Source organism: Cellulomonas soli (genome assembly GCF_013409305.1).
GTDB lineage: Bacteria > Actinomycetota > Actinomycetes > Actinomycetales > Cellulomonadaceae > Cellulomonas > Cellulomonas soli.
In genome coordinates this window covers 3,029,553-3,050,380 of record NZ_JACBZJ010000001.1, presented here as the reverse complement: position 1 = coordinate 3,050,380, position 20,828 = coordinate 3,029,553, and the positions used below count along the sequence as shown (strand labels likewise).

General features: G+C 73.7%; 14 protein-coding genes and 1 riboswitch. Of the genes, 5 read left to right on the top strand and 9 right to left on the bottom strand.

Going from position 1 to position 20,828, the window contains the following annotated elements; all coding sequences use genetic code 11:
- Positions 1-50: 50 nt before the first annotated feature.
- The 4 genes from BKA22_RS14010 to BKA22_RS13995 are packed head-to-tail and all read right to left on the bottom strand — an operon-like array spanning position 51 to position 5,302.
- A complete protein-coding gene (locus BKA22_RS14010; protein WP_146953035.1) occupies positions 51-1,763 on the bottom strand; it encodes a dipeptide ABC transporter ATP-binding protein in 1,713 nt (570 codons plus the stop codon).
- On the bottom strand, positions 1,760-2,713 hold the full coding sequence (locus tag BKA22_RS14005) for an ABC transporter permease (RefSeq protein ID WP_146953036.1): 954 nt from the start codon (positions 2,711-2,713) through the stop codon (positions 1,760-1,762). Before BKA22_RS14005 ends, BKA22_RS14010 begins: the two co-directional genes overlap by 4 nt.
- 13 nt (positions 2,714-2,726) lie before the next feature.
- Positions 2,727-3,683, bottom strand: coding sequence for an ABC transporter permease (locus BKA22_RS14000; RefSeq protein WP_146953037.1), 957 nt, complete (start codon positions 3,681-3,683; stop codon positions 2,727-2,729).
- Positions 3,680-5,302, bottom strand: coding sequence for an ABC transporter substrate-binding protein (locus tag BKA22_RS13995; protein ID WP_146953038.1), 1,623 nt, complete (start codon positions 5,300-5,302; stop codon positions 3,680-3,682). Before BKA22_RS13995 ends, BKA22_RS14000 begins: the two co-directional genes overlap by 4 nt.
- Positions 5,303-5,384: 82 nt before the next feature.
- Positions 5,385-5,509, bottom strand: a riboswitch (SAM riboswitch).
- 118 nt (positions 5,510-5,627) lie between these two features.
- Here BKA22_RS13995 and BKA22_RS13990 point away from each other — a divergent pair.
- Positions 5,628-6,797, top strand: a complete 1,170-nt coding sequence (locus BKA22_RS13990) for an LLM class flavin-dependent oxidoreductase (protein WP_146953039.1) — start codon at positions 5,628-5,630, stop codon at positions 6,795-6,797.
- Between the two features lie 80 nt (positions 6,798-6,877).
- On the opposite strand, the gene proB is transcribed toward BKA22_RS13990, so the two are convergent.
- The 5 genes from proB to BKA22_RS13965 form a co-directional block, all read right to left on the bottom strand.
- A complete protein-coding gene (gene proB / locus BKA22_RS13985; RefSeq protein ID WP_146953040.1) occupies positions 6,878-8,041 on the bottom strand; it encodes a glutamate 5-kinase in 1,164 nt (387 codons plus the stop codon).
- Positions 8,042-8,152: 111 nt separating this feature from the next.
- The gene (gene obgE, locus BKA22_RS13980) at positions 8,153-9,670 is read right to left on the bottom strand and encodes a GTPase ObgE (RefSeq protein WP_146953041.1); all 1,518 of its coding nucleotides are present in this window, start codon (positions 9,668-9,670) and stop codon (positions 8,153-8,155) included.
- Positions 9,671-9,785: 115 nt separating this feature from the next.
- Complete coding sequence (rpmA, locus tag BKA22_RS13975) at positions 9,786-10,043, bottom strand: 50S ribosomal protein L27 (RefSeq protein ID WP_146953042.1); 258 nt, start codon at positions 10,041-10,043, stop codon at positions 9,786-9,788.
- A 69-nt stretch (positions 10,044-10,112) separates the two neighbouring features.
- Positions 10,113-10,421 (bottom strand): 50S ribosomal protein L21, encoded by a 309-nt coding sequence (rplU, locus tag BKA22_RS13970; protein WP_179561906.1) that lies wholly within the window; start codon positions 10,419-10,421, stop codon positions 10,113-10,115.
- Between the two features lie 342 nt (positions 10,422-10,763).
- Positions 10,764-14,024, bottom strand: a complete 3,261-nt coding sequence (locus BKA22_RS13965) for an Rne/Rng family ribonuclease (protein ID WP_146953044.1) — start codon at positions 14,022-14,024, stop codon at positions 10,764-10,766.
- A 587-nt stretch (positions 14,025-14,611) separates the two neighbouring features.
- On the opposite strand from BKA22_RS13965, the gene BKA22_RS13960 reads away from it, so the two are divergent.
- Genes BKA22_RS13960 through cydC form a run of 4 tightly spaced genes read left to right on the top strand, consistent with a single transcriptional unit; the run spans position 14,612 to position 20,780 of the window.
- On the top strand, positions 14,612-16,105 hold the full coding sequence (locus BKA22_RS13960; protein WP_146953045.1) for a cytochrome ubiquinol oxidase subunit I: 1,494 nt from the start codon (positions 14,612-14,614) through the stop codon (positions 16,103-16,105).
- 19 nt (positions 16,106-16,124) lie between these two features.
- On the top strand, positions 16,125-17,180 hold the full coding sequence (cydB, locus tag BKA22_RS13955) for a cytochrome d ubiquinol oxidase subunit II (RefSeq protein WP_146953046.1): 1,056 nt from the start codon (positions 16,125-16,127) through the stop codon (positions 17,178-17,180).
- A gap of 13 nt (positions 17,181-17,193) precedes the next feature.
- On the top strand, positions 17,194-18,927 hold the full coding sequence (gene cydD, locus BKA22_RS13950) for a thiol reductant ABC exporter subunit CydD (RefSeq protein WP_146953047.1): 1,734 nt from the start codon (positions 17,194-17,196) through the stop codon (positions 18,925-18,927).
- Positions 18,924-20,780, top strand: coding sequence for a thiol reductant ABC exporter subunit CydC (gene cydC / locus BKA22_RS13945; RefSeq protein WP_146953048.1), 1,857 nt, complete (start codon positions 18,924-18,926; stop codon positions 20,778-20,780). Before cydD ends, cydC begins: the two co-directional genes overlap by 4 nt.
- Positions 20,781-20,828 lie beyond the last annotated feature (48 nt).

Sequence of the window (20,828 nt, the reverse complement as noted above, 5' to 3'; positions counted from 1 at the left end):
GTGGGAGGCAGATGGGCAGGGCGGACCTGCGGTCGGCGTGCTCACCCGGCTCACGTCAGGGCACGCGCGCGTCTGCCCGGGATCGCGTCGACCAGCTCGCGCGTGTGCTCGGCCTGCGGGTCGTGCAGCACACGCTCGGTCGGGCCCACCTCGACCAGCCTGCCGCGATGCAGCACGCCGACCTCGTCGGCGACCTGGCGGACGACGGCAAGGTCGTGCGAGATGAACAGGTAGCTCAGCCCGTGCTCGGCCTGCAGGTCCGCGAGCAGCGTCAGGATCTGCGCCTGCACGGACACGTCGAGCGCGGAGACCGGTTCGTCGAGCACGACCAGGTCGGGCTGCAGGGCCAGCGCCCGCGCGATCGCGACACGCTGCCGCTGGCCGCCGGACAGCTCGCCTGGCAGGCGCGACGCGTACGACGCGGGCAGCGCGACCTGCTCGAGCAGCTCGTGCACCCGGGCCGCACGCTCACGTGGGCCGGCGACACGGAACGAGCGCAACGGTTCGGCGATCGACCGGCCGACCGTGAACCGCGGGTCGAGCGAGGCGTACGGACTCTGGTGCACGACCTGGAACCGTCGCCGCAACCGGCGCAGACGCTCGCCGCGCGCCGCGGTCAGGTCGATGCGGTCGAGGTGCACCGTTCCGGAGGTCGGCCGCTCGAGGCGCAGAACCAGACGTGCGGTGGTGCTCTTGCCGGAACCGGACTCCCCCACCAGGGCGAAGGTGCGTCCGCGTCCGATGGTGAACCCGACGTCGTCGACGGCCCGGTGCCGCCTGCCGCGGCCCGCCGCCCGCGGCAGCGCGAAGTCCTTGACCAGGTGCTCGGCGACGAGCAGAGGTTCCTCGCGCGTGAGCGATGTCGGCGGGTCCTGCGCCGTCGCGCGTTCGACCACCTCGAGGCGAGGGTCGGCCAGGCTCGGTGCGGCAGCCAGCAGCGCCCGCGTGTAGGGGTGCTGCGGTGCGGTCAGGACCCGCGCCGCCGGACCCTGCTCGACGACGCGCCCGTGCTGCAGGACGACGATGCGGTCCGCCCGGTCGGCGGCGACGCCCAGGTCGTGGGTGATCAGCAGCACGGACGTGCCCAGGGTCCGCGTGAGCGAGCCGATGTGGTCGAGGATCTGCCGCTGCACCGTGACGTCGAGCGCGCTGGTCGGCTCGTCGGCCACCACCAGGTCGGGCCTGGCCGCGAGCGCGATCGCGATCAGGACCCGTTGACGCATCCCGCCGGACAGCTGGGACGGGTACTGACGCGCCCGGACCTCGGGGCGGTCCAGCCCGGCCTCGGCCAGCAGCTCGACAGCCCTCGCCCGCGCCGCTCGCCCCCGGGCGAGCCCGTGCACGACGAGCACCTCGGCGACCTGGTCGCCGACCCGGGCGACCGGGTTGAGCGAGGCCGTCGGGTCCTGCGGGATCAGGCCGATCCGTCGGCCGCGGACCTGCGACCACTCCTTCTCGGTGAGTTCCTCCAGATCGAGCCCGGCGAACCGGAGGCGCCCGCCGTCGACCCGACCCCCACCCGCCAGCAGGTGCAGGACGGCGTGCGCGGTGGTGCTCTTGCCCGAGCCGGACTCGCCGACGAGCGCCACGACCTCGCCGCGAGCCACGTGCAGCGACACCCCGCGCACGGCGGGTACGCGCTCGCCGTCGGTGGGGTACGAGACGTGCAGGTCCTCGACCACGAGCAGTGCGTCCGAGGTCCCGTCCGCCCCGAGTGCCCCTGTGCCGCCCGGATCGGTGCTGCCGGCGTCGGTGCTGCTCATGCGTCCTCCTCCTGCTGCGGTTCGAGCGCCCGGGCGACGCGGTTCGCCGCCAGGACGACTGCGGCGATCACGAGTCCGGGGAAGGTGGCCAGCCACCACGCGGTGGCCAGGTAGCTGCGCCCCTCGGAGACGAGCGATCCCCACTCGGGAGCGGGCGGGGCCGCGCCGTAGCCGAGGAAGCTGAGCGCGGAGATCGCCAGGATCGCGGTGCCGAACTCCAGCGCCCCGAGCGCGACGACGGGACCGGTCGAGTTCGGCAGCACATGCCGGCCGACGACGGAGTACCACCGGGCGCCGCTGGCCCGCGCCGCCTCGACGTACACCGAGGTGCTGGTGCGCAGCGCCTCGGCGCGCATCACGCGGGCGAAGCTCGCGACACTGGTCAGCCCGACCGCGATCGCGACGTTCACCGACCCGAAGCCGAGCACGGTGACGATCGCGAGCGAGAGCAGCAGCCCCGGAACGGCGAGCAGGACGTCCACGAGCCGCCCGACGAGGTCGTCGACCCAGCCGCGCAGGTACCCGGCGAGCAGGCCGAGCGCGGAACCGGCGACGAGCCCGACGACGACCGCGACCACGGTGGCCCGCAAGGAGAGCGCCGAGCCGTGCACCACCCGCGCGAACAGGTCGCGACCGAGGTGGTCCGTGCCGAAGGGGTGGAGCCCCGAGGGCGCCTGGAGTCGTTCGGCGGGGATGCCGGTGATCGGGTCCGCCGGGGTGAACGCGCCGGGCACGACCGCCCAGGCCAGCGCGGTCACGAGCACGAGCAGGGCGAGCACGAGCCCGGGCTGCCGTCGCAGCGTCCGCCACGGGCCTGTCCGCCGACGGCCAGGGGCGCCGGCGTCCCGCACCGCGACCCCGGGCGCCTCCCCGAGCTGCGGCGCGAACGCCGGTACCGTCCCGGGCGGGCGCCGGGTGTCCTGGGACGTCACCGTGGTGGGTGCGGTCATGGTCATGCCCCTCTCAGGCGGCCGAGGCCGAGGTCTGGCGGAGGCTGATCCGCGGATCGAGCAGCGGGTAGAGCAGGTCGGTCACGAGGGCCACGACCACGAAGACGAGCGCCGAGAAGACGACGACGGCCATGACCACCGGGATGTCCTGGGTGTTGACCGCCGACACCGTCAGCCGCCCGAGCCCCGCGCGGGAGAACACCGTCTCGGTGACGACCGCGCCGGACAGCAGCTGACCCACGACGACACCGAGCACGGTCAGGGCCGGCAGCGAGGCGTTGCGCAGCGCGTGCCGCAGGTGCACCCGTGCCCTGCCGGCACCCTTCGCCCGGGCGGTCTCGATGTACGGCTCGGTGAGCGTGGACCGCAACGAGCGGGCGAGCAGCTGAGCGATCGAGGCGGAGGTCGGCACGGCCAGCGCCACCGCGGGCAGCACGAGGCCTGCGGGCCCGTCGTTGCCCATCGCGGGCAGCAGCGACCACCGGAAGCTGAACAGCTGGACGAGCATCAGCCCGACCCAGAAGACCGGCAGCGACACCCCGAGCGGGGGCAGCGAGGCGAGCGCGTGCCGCACCCACCGCGCCCGGGGGTAGGTGCTCGCGACGGCGAGCCCCACCCCCAGGACGACCGCCAGCAGCAGTCCGGCCGCGGTCAGCTGCAGGGTCTGCGGCAGCACGTCGAGGATGAGCTGCGTGGCAGGGGCACCCGACTGGTAGGAGCTGCCGAAGTCGAGCCGGACCGCCCGCCGCAGCGCGTCGAGGTACTGGGCCGGCGCGGACCGGTCCAGCCCGTACTGGGCGCGCAGGTCGGCCAGCAGCGCGGGGTCCACGGCGGACTGCTCGCCGCCGCTGGACGCCATGATCGCCACGGGGTCGCTCGGCAGCAGGTAGAGGATCGCGAACGCGAGCGTGAACGCCGCCCACAGCACGAAGACGCCCTGGGCCGCGCGTCGCAGCAGGTAGCCGGTCATGACACCCAGGTGTCGTAGAAGTCGAGCCGGGTGGAGGCCTCGAACGTCAGGCCGTGCACCCGCTCGGACGCCGCGATCGTGGTGGACAGCTCGACCACGGGGATCGAGTGGGCGTGCTCGAGGAGCAGGGTCGAGGCCTGCGTGACGAGCTTCTGACGCTCGGCGGGGTCGGTGGCCGCGGCCTGGGCGTCGAGCAGCGAGTCGACCTCCTCGGCCGCACGCTGGTTGGTGTTGCGGGCGTTCACCGAGAAGAGCGTCCGCAGGATGTCCGGGTCGGAGCGGGTGAGGTTGCCGAAGCTGAGGTCGTAGTCGCCCGAGGCATTCGCGGCGGTCGCCTCGGCGATGGCCAGCTGGTTGAGCTCCAGGTCGAACCCGATGGCACGCAGCTCCTGCTGCACGAGCTCGAGCGGCTCCTTGGGCTGCCAGAAGGTCACGGTCGTCTCGAGCCGCTGGCCGTCCTTGACGCGGATGCCGTCCTCGCCCACGACCCAGCCGGCCTCGTCGAGCAGCTCCTTGGCACCCTCGGGGTCGTAGGCGAGCAGGTCGCCGAGGTCCTCGTAGAACGGCGTGGAGTGCGCGAGCGCGGCGGTCGCGGGGTGGTCCAGCGTGCCGAGGACGGTCGAGGTGACCTCCTCACGGTTGATGCCCTTGAGCAGGGCGAGGCGCACGCGTTCGTCAGCCAGCAGCGGCCGGGACTCGTTCGGGAAGAGGTTGTAGACGACGCCCGGGTTGGCGCGGTACTCGATCCAGAAGCCGTTGCCGTCGAACTGCGGCAGGTCGACCGCTGAGATCGCAGCGGTGGCGTCGATCTGGCCGGAGGCGAGGCTCCCGGTGCGGACCCCCGCCTCGGGGACCACCACGAAGGTCACCGTGTCGAGGTACGCCTCGTCGGTGTGGTCGTTCGCGCCCGCCGGGCCCCAGGCGTAGCCGTCGCGCCGGGCGAGCACGGCCTGCTGGTCGACCGTGTAGCTCTCGACGACGAACGGGCCAGAGCCGACGTAGCGGCCGGCGCACCTGTCCTCGGCGCTCAGCGCCGCCGAGGCGGGCGAGAGCAGGCCGAGGGAGAAGGTCGAGGAGGCCTGGAGGAACTGGGCGCTGGGTGCGCCGAACGTGACGACGACCGTGCTGGGGTCGGGTGCCGCGACGTCCTGCAGGCCGGCGAGGTAGGTCGACCCGAGCACCGCCTTGGCACCGAGGGCGACGACCGCCTCGAAGTTGGTCTTCACCGATGCGGCGTCGATCGGTGTGCCGTCGGCGTAGGTGGCGCCGTCGACGAGGTGGAACGTGAACTGGGTGGCGTCGTCGTTCACCTCCCACGACTGCGCGATCCACGGCACGATCTCCCCGGTGTCCGGGTCCTGAGCGGTCAGCGAGGCGACGGTCTGCCGGGCGATCGCGATGGCGTCGTTGTTGCCGACCTGCTGCGGGTCGATGCACTTGGAGTCGACGGTGATCGCGAAGGTCAGGTTGCCCCCGCGGACGGGTGCGGCCTCGGCGGCGCTCGTGCTCGGCTGGGCCGTGGGCGAGCCGGACGACCCCCCGCAGGCGGCGAGCGTCAGCCCGAGGGCGGCGGTGAGCGCCGCGGCGGGCAGGGCGCGGCGGAACGGGTGCGTGCTCATGGTTCGGACGACTCCTCGGGTCGGTGCGGGCCGGCCCCGTCGGACGGGCGGTCCCCGCGGTGCCCGCGCGGGGCGGGTCGTGGACACGTGCTTGCCCGCCGCTCCCCGTGAGAGCAGGGGCGGGCCGGGTCTTGCTCGGAAGCACCCCGCCTGTGTCGTGGGGGTTGCTGCCCCGCCTGCCGAGCCAGACGGCGGGGACTCCTGACCTGCGCCGGAGAGTGCCAGGCCCCGCGCCGATGTCAACGATGCGGACGGAAATGTCTCACCTGTCGAGATCTCTGCGGACGCCCGCGCCCGAGGCCGACCGGGAGGCCACCATGCCGCGATGACCACCCCACGACGCAGGATGACCCTCGGCCTCCACCACACCGTCACCGGCCACCACCCCGGCGCCTGGCGGGTCAGCACCCAGACCACCGACGCCGAGTCGCTCGAGCAGCACACCGCGGCCGCGCGGCTCGCCGAGCAGGCCCTCGTGCACCTCCTGCTGGTGAGCGACGACCCGGGCACGCCTGCCCGCCCTGCGAGCGCTCCGAGCCCCGAGCACCCGCGGCTCGAGCCGACCGTCCTGCTCGCGTCGCTGGCTGCTCGGACCGAGCACATCGGCCTCGTCGGCAGCGTCCCGAGCACCTCGACCGATCCCGTCGGGCTCGCCCGCCGCCTGTCCTCGCTCGACCACGTCAGCGGCGGCCGCGCAGGCTGGGACCTTGTCGCCGCGAGGTCGGCCGGCACGTCAGAGCACGCCTGGTCCGACACGCACGAGCTCGTCGCAGCGGTGCACGCCCTGTGGGACGCCTGGTCGCCCGACGCCGTCGTGCGCGACCGCCGGACGGGCGTCTACGTCGACCCCTCCCGGATCGACCGCGTCGACCGCACCGTCCAGGGGCACCCCGTGCGCACACCCCTGCCCGCGTCCCGCTCCCCGCAGGGGCGACCGGTCCTCGCCCACACCGTGACGAGCGAGGCAGGCGGGCACTTCGCCGGACGCCACGCCGACATCGCGATCCTCGAGGCAGCCCACCTGCCCGACGGCCGGCCGGCCGCGCACGACCTCGCCGAACGCGCGGCCGCCGCGGGCCGGGATCCCGCCGAGCTGCACGTGCTCCTGCGCGTGCACACCGTGGTCGCCCCGAGCCTCGCCCAGGCCCAGGACGTGCACGCTCGCCTCGTGGCCGCCGGAGGCGAGGCCGCAGACGAGGCCGCAGACGAGAACAGCACCGAGACCTGGGGGCGGCGCACCCAGGGCGCGGCCAGCGGCACGGCCCGACCCGACCTGCTCGTCGGCACCGCGCACGACGTCGCCGACCGGCTCACGGACCTGTTCGAGCAGGGCCTGGTCGACGGGTTCCTCCTCGCCCCGGCCCTGGTCCCCTCGGGCCTGCGGCGCCTCACGCGCGAGGTCGTCCCGATCCTTCAGGCGCGAGGGCTGTTCCGCACGGAACGTGACGGCACGACCCTGCGCGACCAGCTCGCCGCGACCCGACGACCGGCCTGAACGGGCCGAGCCGCCCCGCCACGGGACGGCGCGCACGTGCGCGCCGACCGATCCGCTGGGGCGCGCAGGCCCCGACGGCGTCAGTGCGGCGAGACGGGCTCCGCCGCACGCCGACGGCGCACGAGCACCAGGTCGTCCCTGTTGACCAGCTCGCGGTCGTAGCCCGGACCCAGGTCGCGCCGCAGGTCGGACGTCGTCCGCCCCAGCAGGTCGGGCATCTCCTCGGAGGAGTACGCGACGAGCCCGCGCGCGATGACCACCGCGTCCGGACCCACGAGCTCGATCGGGTCGCCCGCCTCGAACGTGCCTTCGAACGCGGTGACCCCGGCCGGCAGCAACGACTTGTGCCGCTCGCTCACGGCATGCACGGCCCCCGGGTCCAGCACGAGCCGCCCACGGGTGCGAGCGGCGTGCGCGAGCCACAGGAGCCGGACGGCACGCCTGCTGCCCGTCGCCGAGAACCACGTGCCGACGTCCTGGCCTGCCAGCGCCTGCCCCGCCTGCGCCGCCGAGGTCAGCACCACCGGGATCCCCGACTGCGTGGCGATCGAGACCGACTCGAGCTTGGTCACCATGCCGCCCGTGCCGACCGCGCTGCCGCGGGCGGTGACGTCGATCCCGTCGAGGTCCCGAGGCCCCCGCACGAGCGGGATGCGTCGCGACCCCGGCCGCGTCGGCGGACCCGTGTACAGCCCGTCGACATCGGTCAGCAGCACCAACGCGTCGGCGTGCACGAGGTGCGAGACGAGCGCGGCGAGCCGGTCGTTGTCGCCGAACCGGATCTCCTCGGTGGCCACCGCGTCGTTCTCGTTGATGATCGGCACCACGCCGAGGTCCAGCAGGCGGGTCAACGCCCGGTGCGCGTTGCGGTAGTGGGTGCGCCGGACCGTGTCGTCGGCCGTGAGCAGCACCTGACCGACCCGCAGCCCGTGGTCGGCGAACGCCTTCGTGTAGTGCGCGACGAGCAGACCCTGCCCGACCGACGCCGCCGCCTGCTGCGTCGCCAGGTCACGGGGGCGCGCGGTCAGCCCCAACGGACCGATGGCCGCGGCGATGGCGCCGGAGGACACCAGCACGACCTGACCGCCCGCGGCCCGACGTGCCGCGAGCACGTCCACCAGGGCGCGCAACCGGTCCACGTCGAGCCGACCGTCCGGGCTCGTCAGCGACGACGACCCGACCTTGACGACGATGCGTCCCGCGGTGGGGACCTGTGCCCGGTCGGTCAGTGCAGCTGCGCTCACGGGGTCATTCTCTCCCCCACGCAGCCGCCGGCCGCGCAGGCCTCCAGCCAGTGGCCCGCGCGTGCCGCACGGCACCGTCCCGCGGGTCGGCGCCGAACCCGACCGTGCGTGTCAGTCCTCCGGGTCCGCCCAGTGACCGGCCTCGCGCTCGGTCCACAGCTCGGCACGCGCGGCCGCCTTGGCGTCCATGCGCTCCTTGTACTCCTGCCGCTTCTCGCCACGGGTGGGACGCGAGCTGTCCTCGAGTCGCACGTCCGTACCGCGCGGGCCGCCCAACAGCTCCGAACCGGTCATCAGCGTCGGCTCCCAGTCGAAGACGACCGAGTTCGAGTCGGGTCCGATGCGCACCTCGTCGCCCGCGACCGCGCCGGCCTTGAACAGCCGCTCCTCGACACCGAGGCGCGCCAGGCGGTCGGCCAGGTAGCCGACGGCCTCGTCGTTCGCGAAGTCGGTCTGCCGCACCCAGCGCTCGGGCTTCTCGCCGCGCACCGCGAACCACACCTCGCCGCCCTGCTCGCGCCGGGTGACCGTGAAGCCCAGGTCGTCCACGGCCTTGGGCCGCAGCACCACCCGGGTGTTCTCGGGTATCGGTGCCTCGCGGCGGGCCTTCTCGACACGCTCGGCCAACGCGAACGTCAACGGGCGCAGGCCTTCGTGGCTGGCCGTCGAGACCTCGAACACGGCCAGGCCGCGTGCCTCGAGCTCGGGGCGGACCAGCTCGGCCAGCTCACGCGCCTCGGGCACGTCGATCTTGTTGAGCACCACCAGCCGCGGACGCTCCTGCAGAGGTACGCGTCCACCCTCGATCCCGAGGTCGCCCGCGTACTGGGCCAGCTCGGCCTCGATGACGTCCAGGTCGGAGACCGGGTCGCGGTCCGGCTCGAGCGTCGCGCAGTCGAGCACGTGCACGAGCACCGCGCACCGCTCGATGTGCCGCAGGAACTCCAGGCCCAGCCCCTTGCCCTCGGACGCGCCGGGGATCAGGCCGGGCACGTCGGCCACGGTGTAGCGGGCCGACCCCGCCTGGACGACGCCGAGGTTGGGCACGAGCGTCGTGAACGGGTAGTCGGCGATCTTGGGCCGGGCCGCGGAGATCGCGGCGACCAGGCTCGACTTGCCCGCGCTCGGGTACCCGACGAGCGCGACGTCCGCGATCGTCTTGAGCTCCAGGACGACGTCCTGCGACTCCCCCGGCTCGCCCAGCAGCGCGAAGCCAGGCGCCTTGCGCCGCTGGGAGGCGAGCGCGGCGTTGCCCAGGCCACCACGGCCGCCCGGGGCGGCCACGTACTCGGCGCCCACCCCGACCAGGTCGGCCAGCACGTTCCCGTCGGGGTCCTTCACGACCGTGCCGTCGGGCACGCCCAGCACGAGGTCCTGCCCGATCGCACCCTGCCGGTGGTCGCCCATGCCCTGCGAGCCCGAGGGCGCGTGCCGGTGCGGCAGGTGGTGGAACTCCAGCAGCGTGGTCACCTGCGGGTCGACCCGCAGGATCACGGAGCCGCCGTTGCCACCGTTTCCACCGTCGGGACCCGCCAGGGGCTTGAACTTCTCGCGGTGGATGGACGCACAGCCGTGCCCACCGTCACCGCCGGCCGCATGCACCACGACCCGGTCGACGAATGTCGCCACGACTGCCTCCTTGTGTTCTTGCGATCTTCACACGACGAAGGGGCGCACCGCACGGGTGCGCCCCTTCGTCGACGAGTGCGTCCGCCGCGTCAGCGCCGCGGACGACGGGGAGGTCTCAGACCTCGGCCGCCACGATGTCGATGACCTTGCGGCCACGACGGGTACCGAACTCGACCGAGCCGGCGGTCAGCGCGAACAGCGTGTCGTCGCCCCCGCGGCCCACGTTGATCCCGGGGTGGAAGTGGGTGCCGCGCTGGCGGACGATGATCTCGCCGGCCTTGACGACCTGGCCACCGAAGCGCTTGACGCCCAGGCGCTGGGCGTTGGAGTCGCGACCGTTGCGCGAGGAGCTCGCGCCCTTCTTGTGTGCCATGACGAACCTGCTTTCGTGCTGCTCAGAACGGGGGCTGCAGCCGCGACGTGGTCACGTCGCGGAGCGAGATCACTTGATGCCGGTGACCTTCAGGCGGGTCAGCTGCTGACGGTGACCCTGGCGCTTGCGGTAACCGGTCTTGTTCTTGTACTTGAGGATGTCGATCTTGGGGCCCTTCTCGTCCCGCACGACCTCCGCCGTCACCTTCACCTTGGCCAGGACCGAGGCGTCGGTGGTGACCTTCTCGCCGTCGACGAGCAGGAGCGCGGGCAGCTCGACCGTCGCACCGGCCTGCGCGGCGAGGCGGTCGACGACGACGACGTCGCCGACGGCGACCTTCTCCTGGCGGCCGCCAGCCTTCACGATCGCGTACACCACGTTGATGCTCATCTCTGCTCGTCGAACTGCTTGTCTCGAAGAACTGCTTGTCTCGCGTCTGCTGGATGTGTCGCCCGCGTCCGCGCACCACCCGACCTACCCAGGCTCCGGGGGTTCGCGTCGCAGCAGACCTCGTCGGCCAGTGGAACATGCCGTTCCGGCGACACACGCTGTCGACACACACTGCCCGTCGGCACGGCTTGCCTGCCCACGAGCACAGTCGGCACGCACACGACGCACCGACGCTCCAGGTTACGGACCCGGCGGCCAGGGGTCAAACCTGGCCGCCGACCGACGGCCGGTCGAACCCCTGTCCGGCCGTTCCGACCTGGGGTCCCCGCCTTACTCCCGCACGTCGGGCTCGGTTCCCTGCGCGATGTTGCCGCCGGTCGCACCGTCGCTGACGTCGGCGTCCTCGGCCTCGTCGTCCACGTCGAACAGCTCCGGGGCCACGGGGGTGAGCTCGAGGTGCTCGTCGGGCTCGGGTGCGGCCTCCGGCAGGTCGACGTCGTCGACCTGGACCCGGTCACGGCCCGCCGCCACCGAGGCGAGCTCGGCGAAGACATCCAGGACGGGCGCGTGCGCCACGTCGCCCACCTCGACGACCACGGGGGCAGGGGCGGGCGACTCGGCGGCGACCTCGACCTCGGGTGTCTCCTCGGGCGTGACCGCACCGGCGACGGCCTCGTCGTGCTCGTGCTCGTGCTCGTGCTCGTGGGCGTGGGCGGCCGCAGCGGCGATCGTCGCGAGCGTGGCCTTGACGGCCTCGCGCGCCTCCGGCAGGACCGGCACGCCTGCGTGCGGTGCGGGGGCCACGTCCTTGGCTCCGCCCCGCTTGCGGCGCGCGCGCTTCGACTCGCCCTCGGCGGCCGGCTGCGGCGCGGGCGCGGCCAGGTCGGGGCGCGGCCCCTTCTCCACCGGCTCGTCCTGCACGATGAAGCCACGACCGTGGCAGTGCTCGCAGGTCACCGAGAACGCCTCGACGAGGCCCTGGCCCACGCGCTTGCGGGTCATCTGCACCAGCCCGAGCGAGGTGACCTCGGCGACCTGGTGCTTCGTGCGGTCCCGACCCAGGCACTCGACGAGCCGGCGCAGCACCAGGTCACGGTTCGACTCGAGCACCATGTCGATGAAGTCGATGACGATGATGCCGCCGATGTCGCGCAGCCGCAGCTGGCGGACGATCTCCTCGGCCGCCTCGATGTTGTTACGGGTGACCGTCTCCTCGAGCGTGCCGCCCGAGCCGGTGAACTTGCCGGTGTTGACGTCGATGACGGTCATCGCCTCGGTGCGGTCGATGACCAGCGAACCACCCGAGGGCAGCCAGACCTTGCGGTCCATCCCCTTGGCGAGCTGCTCGTCGATGCGGTGCACGGAGAACACGTCGGCGGTACCCGTCCACTGGGAGATCTTGCCCGCCAGGTCGGGAGCGAGCTCGCCGATGTAGCCGGAGATCGTCGACCACGCCTCGTCGCCCTGCACGACCAGCGAGTTGAAGTCGTCGTTGAAGATGTCGCGCACGACGCGGATCGCCATGTCCGGCTCGCCCTGCAGGAGCGCGGGCGACGAGGCCGTCTTCGCCTTGGCGGAGATCGCCTCCCACTGGGACTGCAGACGCTCGATGTCGGCCCGCAGCTCGTCCTCCGAGGCGCCCTCCGCGGCGGTCCGCACGATGACGCCCGCGGACTCCGGGACGACCTCGCGCAGGATCTTCTTCAGGCGGGCACGCTCGGTGTCGGGCAGCTTGCGGCTGATGCCGGTCATGCCGCCGCCGGGCACGTAGACCAGGTACCGGCCGGCCAGCGTGACCTGCGAGGTCAGCCGCGCGCCCTTGTGACCGATCGGGTCCTTCGTGACCTGCACGAGCACCGAGTCGCCGGACTTCAGCGCCTGCTCGATCCGACGCGACTGGCCGCCCTCGAGCCCGGCCGCGTCCCAGTTGACCTCACCGGCGTACAGCACCGCGTTGCGGCCCTTGCCGACGTCGACGAAGGCGGCCTCCATGCTCGGCAGCACGTTCTGCACGCGGCCGAGGTACACGTTGCCGACCATCGAGGCCTGCGCCTGGATGGACACGTAGTGCTCGACGAGCACGTCGTCCTCGAGCACGGCGATCTGCGTGCGTCCGTCGCGCTCGCGCACGATCATCGCGCGGTCGACCGACTCGCGGCGGGCGAGGAACTCGGACTCGCTGATGATCTGGCGGCGCCGTCCGGCGTCGCGCCCCTCGCGGCGGCGCTGACGCTTGGCCTCCAGGCGCGTCGAGCCACGCAGCGCGGTGACCTCGTCGCCGGCCGGTCGCGGTCGGGTGCGCCCCTGCTGCTCGCCTTCGCTGCTCTCAGAGCGCGAACCACGGCGACGACGGCGACGACGGCGGCTCGTGCCGGAGCCGTCCTCACCCGCGTCGGCCTCGTCCTCCGCCTCCGCGTCGGTCTCGGGCTCGTCGGCCTCGTCACCGGTCGGCTCGTCGCCACCCTGCTCGTCGGACGCGTCGTCCGTGCGGCCACGGCGACCCCGACCGCCACGGCGACGGCGACGGCGCGGGGCGCCGCTCTCGTCGACGCCCTCGAGCTCGACCTCCTGCGGCTGCGCGTCCTCGTCCTGGTCGGCCTCGTCCTCGACGGGCTCGCCGAGGGGCGCCTCCTCGTCGGGCGTCGCCTCCACCACGGGCTCGCCGCCACGGCGACGGCCGCCGCGACGACGCGAGGGGCGGGTCGTCGACGTCTCGGCCACGGGCTGCGCGTCGTCCTGGACCGACGTGGCGAGCTCGACGGCAGCTGCCTCGGCCTCCTCGGTCGCCGCCGCCTCGGCACGACGGGCCGCCTCCGAGATCTCCTCGGGCGAGCCCGCCTGCACCTGCGCCCGGCGACGGCGCGGGCGGGCCGCGGGGTCGGGCGCCTGGAAGAGCAGAGCAGTGGTCGCCAGCCGCGGGGCGGCGGTGCGCGGTGCGTCAGCAGCGGCGGCGGGGGCCGACGGGGCGGAGGCGGCGAGCTCGGCGAGCACGTCCAGACCGGGTGCGTTGACCCGGGCGGCGGGTGCCTGGACGCCGGCCTCGTCGAGGGCGTCCTCCTCGGCGTCCTCGACGGCCGGGTCGAGCGGCGCAACGACCGGGTTCTCGGTCGGCGACTCGGTCGGGGTGGCGGCGGCGTCCGGGCTGGCTGCGGGCCGCGACGCGGCACGGCGACGCCGCGGGGCCTTCGCGGGCTTGTCGTCGACCGTCGGCTCGGGCGTGGCGGTAGCCGGGGTGTCCGACCCGTGGCTCGCCTCGGGTGCGGTCGTCGTCGCCGTGCCGTCCCCGGCCGGCGTGGTCACGACGCCCTCGGAGGCGGGACGGGTGGCGCGACGTGAGCGGCGGGCCTTGGGCGCTGCGGGCTCCGCGGCGTCGGGGGTCTCGGCGGCGGGCTGCGCACCAGCGGCCTGGGAGTCCGTGACCCCCGCACGAGCGGCATCCGTGGACGACCCCTCGCTCGGCGTCGCCTGCTCGGCGACCGCTGGGGCCGCGACGGTACGCGTCGCCCGACGGCGACGCGTGGGTGCCGGTGCTGCCTCACCCCCGGTGGTCGTCGCGTCCGCTGCGAGGTCAGGGGTGTTGTCGTGGGTCACGCGGGGTGCTCCTGGGTGCCAGGGACGCCGCCCACACGTGCAGCGCCCGGAGGCGGTAGTCGTCACGTGCGCCCCTCGGGCGCCGCGACGGAAGTCGGCGGTCGTGGCTGCTGCTCGAGGATCGGGGCCATCGCCTGCCGGGCGACCGATGCGGCCCTGGCGGGGCCGTGCGGTGCCTGGCGGCGGCTGGCGCGCGCGACGCAGGGGCGGCGAGCTCAAGGATTCGTGGCGGTGTGGGCGCCGGTGAACCGTGACGAGTATCGCACAGGGACCCCCGACCGGCCTGCGAGGCGCCCGCGACGGGCTTCGGCGCGCCACTTCTCCGCACCGTCGACGCACGCTCCGGCTCACCGTCCGACGCACCGTTCGACGCGCCGTCGACGCACCGTCGGCGCAGACGTGAGGGACACGACACACTGTCAGCACCCGGGACCAACGTCCCGGGGTGAGACTAGGACCTGAGCCCTAGCGTTCCGACCATCCCTGCGGGTAGCAGGGCCGGTCAGAGGGCCTACGCCCGAGGTCGGTCCGGCGTCCGCAGGCCCGGACCGACGACCGCCCCGCACCCCCGATGGAGAGTGACCCGCGTGGACGCCCTCGACCTCGCCCGCTGGCAGTTCGGCATCACGACCGTCTACCACTTCATCTTCGTGCCGCTGACGATCGGCCTCGCGCCGCTCGTCGCGATCATGCAGACGATCTGGGTGCGGACCGGTCACGAGCGCTGGCTGCGGCTGACCAAGTTCTTCGGCAAGCTCCTGCTCATCAACTTCGCGATCGGTGTCGCCACCGGCATCGTGCAGGAGTTCCAGTTCGGCATGGCGTGGTCGGAGTACTCACGCTTCGTCGGCGACGTCTTCGGCGCCCCGCTGGCGATGGAGGCGCTCGCCGCGTTCTTCGTCGAGTCGACGTTCCTGGGCCTGTGGATCTTCGGCTGGGACAAGCTGCCCAAGAAGATCCATCTCGCGTGCATCTGGGCCGTCGCGATCGCCACGAACCTGTCCGCGTTCTTCATCCTCGCGGCCAACTCCTGGATGCAGCACCCCGTCGGTGCGGTCTTCAACATGGAGACCGGGCGCGCGGAGATGGTCGACATCGGCAAGGTGCTCAGCAACCCCACCGTTCTCGCGGCGTTCCCGCACACGATCTCGGCGGCCTTCCTCACGGCGGGCACGTTCGTCGCCGGCATCGCCGCGTGGTGGATGGTCAAGCTCGTCCGCGCCGGTCAGGCCGACAAGGCACGCGACGTCTACCGCCCCGCGGTGATCCTCGGCCTGGTGGCCATGCTCGTCTCGGGCGTCGGCGTCGCTGTCACCGGTGACTGGCAGGCCAAGCTCATGTTCGACCAGCAGCCCATGAAGATGGCCGCGGCCGAGGGGCTGTGCGAGTCGACCGACGGTGCCTCGTTCTCGATCCTGGCGATCGGCGACCTGAACAACGACTGCGCGGGCGTGCGCCACCTCATCGAGATCCCCGGCCTGACCTCGTTCCTCGCGACCGGGGACTTCTCCGCGCCGATCAAGGGCGTCGACGACCTGCAGGCCCAGTACGAGGAGAAGTTCGGCTTCACCGACGAGGCCGGCAACCCCGCCAGCTACTCCCCCAACCTGGCCGTCACCTACTGGTCCTTCCGACTGATGATCGGCTTCGGCGTCGGCTCGGCCGCCCTGGCGCTGCTCGCGCTGTGGTTCACCCGCAAGGGACGCGTCACCGACAACCCGTGGTTCGCACGCGTGGGCGTCTGGGCCCTCGCCACGCCGTTCCTCGCCTCGGCGTTCGGCTGGATCTTCACCGAGATGGGCCGTCAGCCGTGGGTCGTCGCACCCAACCCGAACCCCTCGGGCGTCGACGGCGTGTGGCTGTTCACCGCACGGGGCGTCTCCGAGGTCGTGACGCCGACGACCGTGATCATCTCGCTGGTCGGCTTCACGCTGCTCTACGGCGTGCTCGCGGTCTTCTGGTACCGCCTCATGCACCGGTACGCGATCGAGGGCGTCGCCGACACCGAGCACGACCCCAGCCCCGACAACCGACCTGACGAACCGGACGCGACCGACCGTCCGCTGTCGTTCGCCTACTGAGCCGGAAGGGACGATCACCATGGAGCTCTCGACCGTCTGGTTCCTGCTCATCGCGGTCCTGTGGACCGGTTACCTCGTGCTCGAGGGGTTCGACTTCGGCGTGGGCATGCTGCTCGGCCTGCTCGGACGCCGCGGCGGCCGTGACGCCGCCGCGGTCGAGAAGGACCGCCGCGTCATGATCAACACCATCGGCCCCGTCTGGGACGGCAACGAGGTGTGGCTGCTCACCGCCGGTGGCGCCACCTTCGCGGCGTTCCCGGAGTGGTACGCGACGCTGTTCTCCGGGTTCTACCTGCCGCTGTTCCTCATCCTCGTCGCCCTCATCGTCCGGATCGTCGCGTTCGAGTGGCGCGGCAAGATCAACGACGACAAGTGGCGTGCCCTGGCCGACCGGGCGATCATGTTCGGCTCCTGGCTCCCGTCGGTGCTGTGGGGCGTGGCCTTCGCCAACATCGTGCGCGGCGTCGAGCTCGACGTGAACCACCAGTACGTCGGCGGGTTCTGGGCGCTCCTCAACCCGTTCGCCCTGCTCGGCGGCGCGACCACCGCACTGCTGTTCCTCACCCACGGCGCCGTCTTCCTCGCGCTGAAGTCGGACGGCGACATCCGGGCACGCGCCGGGGCCGCCGCCGAGCGCCTCGCCCCGATCACGCTCGTCGTGGCCGCCGCCTGGGCGATCTGGGCCCAGCTGGCCTACTCCGACGCCGCCTGGACCTGGGCAGCGGTCGCCGTCGCGGCCGTCGCGCTCGCGGTGCTCGTCGTCACCACCCGCGCACGCCGCGAGGGGCAGGCGTTCATCGCCTCCGCCGTGACGATCCTCGCCGCGGTCGTCCTGATCTTCGGGTCGCTGTACCCCGACGTGATGCCCGCGTTCGACCCGGCCAACTCCCTCAACGTCACCAACGCCTCGTCGACCGACTACACGTTGACCGTCATGACCTGGGTCGCCGTGATCCTCACGCCCCTCGTCCTGGTGTACCAGGGCTGGACGTACTGGGTGTTCCGCAAGCGCATCAGCGCCGCGCAGATCCCCGACCCGGTCGGCCTGACGTTCGAGCAGTCGGGGGCCAAGTGACCGGTCGGTCGGCGTGAAGCCGCTCGACCCCCGGCTCCTCCAGCACGCCCGGGCCGCCCGGGGCTACCTCGCCCTGACGGTCGCGCTCGGGCTCGTCACCACCGCGCTCATCGTCGCCCAGGCGCTGCTGCTCGCCCGAGCCCTCGGGCGAGCAGTGGCGCACGGCGCGGACCTCGGCGAGATCCTGCCGGCGGTCGTCGCGCTCGTCGGCGTCGTCCTCGCCCGGACGCTCGTCACGGCTGTCCAGGAGCGCTACGCCCACCGCGCCGCCACCCGAGCCGTCGCCGAGCTGCGCGAGTCCGTCGTCGCGCACGCCGTCGCCCGTGGGCCCCGCCTGCTCGCGGGAGGCGAAGGCCCCGCCGTGGTCACGCTGGCGACCCGCGGGCTCGACGCGCTCGAGCCGTACTTCGTGCGGTACCTGCCCCAGCTCGTGCTCGCCGCGACCGTGACGCCCGCGACCGTGCTCGTCGTGCTCGGTCTGGACTGGGTGTCGGCCGCGATCGTCGTCGGCACGATCCCGCTCGTCCCGGTCTTCATGATCCTGGTCGGTCGGCTGACCCAGGGCCGGTCCGAGCAGGGTCTGCGCACGATGCAGCGGCTGTCCGCGCAGGTGCTCGACCTGCTGGCCGGCCTGCCGACGCTGCGTGCCTTCGGACGCGAACGCGGCCCGGCGGCCCGCGTGCAGGCCCTCGGCGACGCGCACCGGCGCGCCACGATGGGCACCCTGCGCATCGCGTTCCTGTCCGGCATGGTGCTCGAGCTGCTCACGACGCTCTCCGTGGCGCTCGTCGCGGTCGGCATCGGACTGCGCCTCGTCGACGGACAGCTCGACCTGGTCACCGGACTCGCGGTCCTGATCCTGGCGCCCGAGGTCTTCGCCCCCCTGCGCCAGGTCGGCGCGCACTTCCACGCCTCGACCGACGGGGTCGCGGCGGCCGAGCAGGCGTTCGCCGTGCTCGAGACCCCGCTGCCGACGGTCGGGGCGACGCCCGCGCCCGACCTGCGGAGCACGACCCTGCGCCTGCGGGGGGTGTCGGTCCGTGCACGCGACCACGCGGCACCGGCGGCACTCGACCTCGAGGTGACCCCCGGTCGCGTGCTGGCGCTCGTCGGCCCGAGCGGGGCCGGCAAGTCGACGACCGTCGAGGTCCTCCTCGGGCTCCTCCGGCCGGATGCCGGCGCGGTGACGCTCGTCCCGCAGACCGGTCCGGCGATCGATCTCGCCGACGTGGACCTGACCGGGTTCTGGGCGCAGATCACCTGGCTCCCCCAGCGGCCCGTCCTCGAGCCCGGCACGGTCGCCGACGTCGTCGGTGGCACGGACGCAGCGGCGCGGGACGTCGCCGCGTCGCTCACGGGTCTCGACCTGGTGCTCGCCGGGCTGCCCGACGCCTGGGACACCGTGCTCGGTCGGGGGGGCGCGGGCCTGAGCGTCGGACAACGCCAGCGCGTCGCCCTGACCCGCGCCCTGCTCGCCGACGCCCCGCTCGTGGTGCTGGACGAGCCGACCGCGCACCTCGACGCCCTCGGCGAGCAGGTCGTGCTGGACACCGTCCACGCGATGCGCGCCGCCGGTCGCACCGTCGTGCTCGTCGCCCACCGCGCGACGCTCGCCGCGACGGCCGACGACGTGGTGACTGTCCGCCCCGGCCCGCTGCCCGACGGCGCGGCCGACGCCGGGGCCGGACGTGAGGACGTGCCCGACGCGCTCGCCGGCGCTCCGACCGGACCGGAGGTCCGCGCATGACCACGGCCCCGAGCGCAGGTGTCGCCCCGGCAGACCCGGGCGCGAACCCCCAGTGCAGCCAGGCGCGGCATGGAAACCTCCGGCGCGCGGTGCGGCTGCTCGACATCGACCCGCGCCGGACGGCCCTCGCCGTCCTGCTGGGCACGCTCGCCCTGGGCTGCGCCGTCGCGCTCGCCGCGGTGTCGGCCTGGCTCATCGCCCGCGCCTCGCAGATGCCCCCGGTCCTCGCCCTGTCGGTCGCCACCGTCGCCGTGCGCGCCTTCGGCATCGGGCGCGGCGTGCTGCGCTACACCGAGCGTCTCGTCTCGCACGACCTCGCGCTGCGCGGCATGGCCACGCTACGCACCACCGTCTACGAACGGCTCGCCGCCGGGACCACCGGGGCGCTCGTCACGCTGCGCCGCGGGGACCTGCTCACCCGTGTCGGAGCGGACGTCGACGCCGTCGGTGACGTGGTCGTGCGGGGGCTGCTGCCCGCGGCCGTCGCCACCACCCTCGGCACGGGTACCGTCGCCGCGATGGCCGCGTTCTGGCCGCCCGCGGCTGCCGCCCTCGCCCTCGCCCTGCTGGCCGCGGGCCTCCTCGCGCCGTCCCTCGCAGCCCGTGCCGCACGGACGACGGAGGCGCAGGCCGCCTCGGCGCGGTCGGACATGACCGCCACCGCGCTCGGGCTGCTCGACGACGCCGGACCGCTCACCGTCTCCGGCCGGGTCGCCCGCGAGCTGGACTCGTTGCGGGCCGCCGACGCGGGCATCGCCCGGGCGACCGACGCCGGCGCCCGTGCGGCCGCGTTCGCCGCCGCCGTCGGACCGCTGGCCACCGGGTTGGCCGTCCTCGCCGCGTTGGTCACCGGGGTGCCGGCCGTCCGCAGCGGGCAGCTCGCTCCGGTCGAGCTCGCGGTGATCGTGCTGACCCCGCTGGCCGCCTTCGAGGCGACGTCGCTGCTGCCCGCCGCCGCGGTCCAGGTGCAGCGCTCCCGGGCCGCGGCTGCGCGGGTGCTGGCGCTGCTCGACGACGCCGGTCCCTTCGACACGACGACCGGCTCCGCTCAGCCTGCTCAGCCCGGAACCTCCCTGGCGAGCGCGCCTGCAGCGCCCGTCGACGGGCCTCGCCTCGTCGCCTCGGGCCTGGTCTGCGGCTGGCCCGGCAGGGCACCGGTCCTCGACGGTCTCGACCTCGACGTGCGCCCGGGACGGTCCGTCGCGGTCGTCGGCGCGAGCGGTGCCGGCAAGACGACGACCCTGCTGACGCTCGCGGGGCTCCTCCCCCGGGTCGGCGGCCGGCTCACGCTCGACGGCACCGACGTCGCCGAGCCCGGGTCGGACGACCTCGCCCGGGGCGTCGTCGTGACCACCGAGGACGCGCACGTGTTCGGCACCACCGTGCTGGAGAACCTCCGGGTGGCCCGCGGCGACGTGAGCGTCGAGGAGGCCCGGCAGGTGCTGACGACCGTCGGCCTGGGGCCGTGGCTGGAGCTGCTGCCCGACGGGCTCGACACCCTGCTCGGCCCGGACGCCCGGACCGTGTCGGGGGGTGAGCGCCGCCGCCTCCTGCTCGCCCGTGCGCTGCTCGCCCCGGCCCGCCTGCTGCTGGTGGACGAACCCGCCGAGCACCTGGACCCGCAGGCCGCCGACGCCCTCGTGCGGGTGCTGCTCGCCGACACCCGTGCCGAGGGCCGCGGGGTCGTCGTGGTCACCCACCGGCTCAGCGCGCTGGACGCCGCCGACGAGGTCGTCCTGCTCGAGGGCGGGAGGGTCACGGCACGCGGGACGCACGCGCACCTGCTGGCCACGGTCGAGGACTACCGTGAGGCGCACGACCGCGAGCAGACGACCGCACGCACGGGCGCGTAGCACCACGTGAGAGCCCGGGAGACCCGACCGGGCACCGCGGCACCCCTG

Coding starts and splice junctions, on each gene's coding strand:
- BKA22_RS13990 (WP_146953039.1), top strand. CDS start 5,628: ATGACCACCCCACGACGCAGGATGACCCTCGGCCTCCACCACACCGTC.
- cydC (WP_146953048.1), top strand. CDS start 18,924: ATGACCACGGCCCCGAGCGCAGGTGTCGCCCCGGCAGACCCGGGCGCG.
- cydB (WP_146953046.1), top strand. CDS start 16,125: ATGGAGCTCTCGACCGTCTGGTTCCTGCTCATCGCGGTCCTGTGGACC.
- BKA22_RS14000 (WP_146953037.1), bottom strand. CDS start 3,683: ATGACCGGCTACCTGCTGCGACGCGCGGCCCAGGGCGTCTTCGTGCTG.
- BKA22_RS14005 (WP_146953036.1), bottom strand. CDS start 2,713: ATGACCGCACCCACCACGGTGACGTCCCAGGACACCCGGCGCCCGCCC.
- rpmA (WP_146953042.1), bottom strand. CDS start 10,043: ATGGCACACAAGAAGGGCGCGAGCTCCTCGCGCAACGGTCGCGACTCC.
- BKA22_RS13995 (WP_146953038.1), bottom strand. CDS start 5,302: ATGAGCACGCACCCGTTCCGCCGCGCCCTGCCCGCCGCGGCGCTCACC.
- BKA22_RS14010 (WP_146953035.1), bottom strand. CDS start 1,763: ATGAGCAGCACCGACGCCGGCAGCACCGATCCGGGCGGCACAGGGGCA.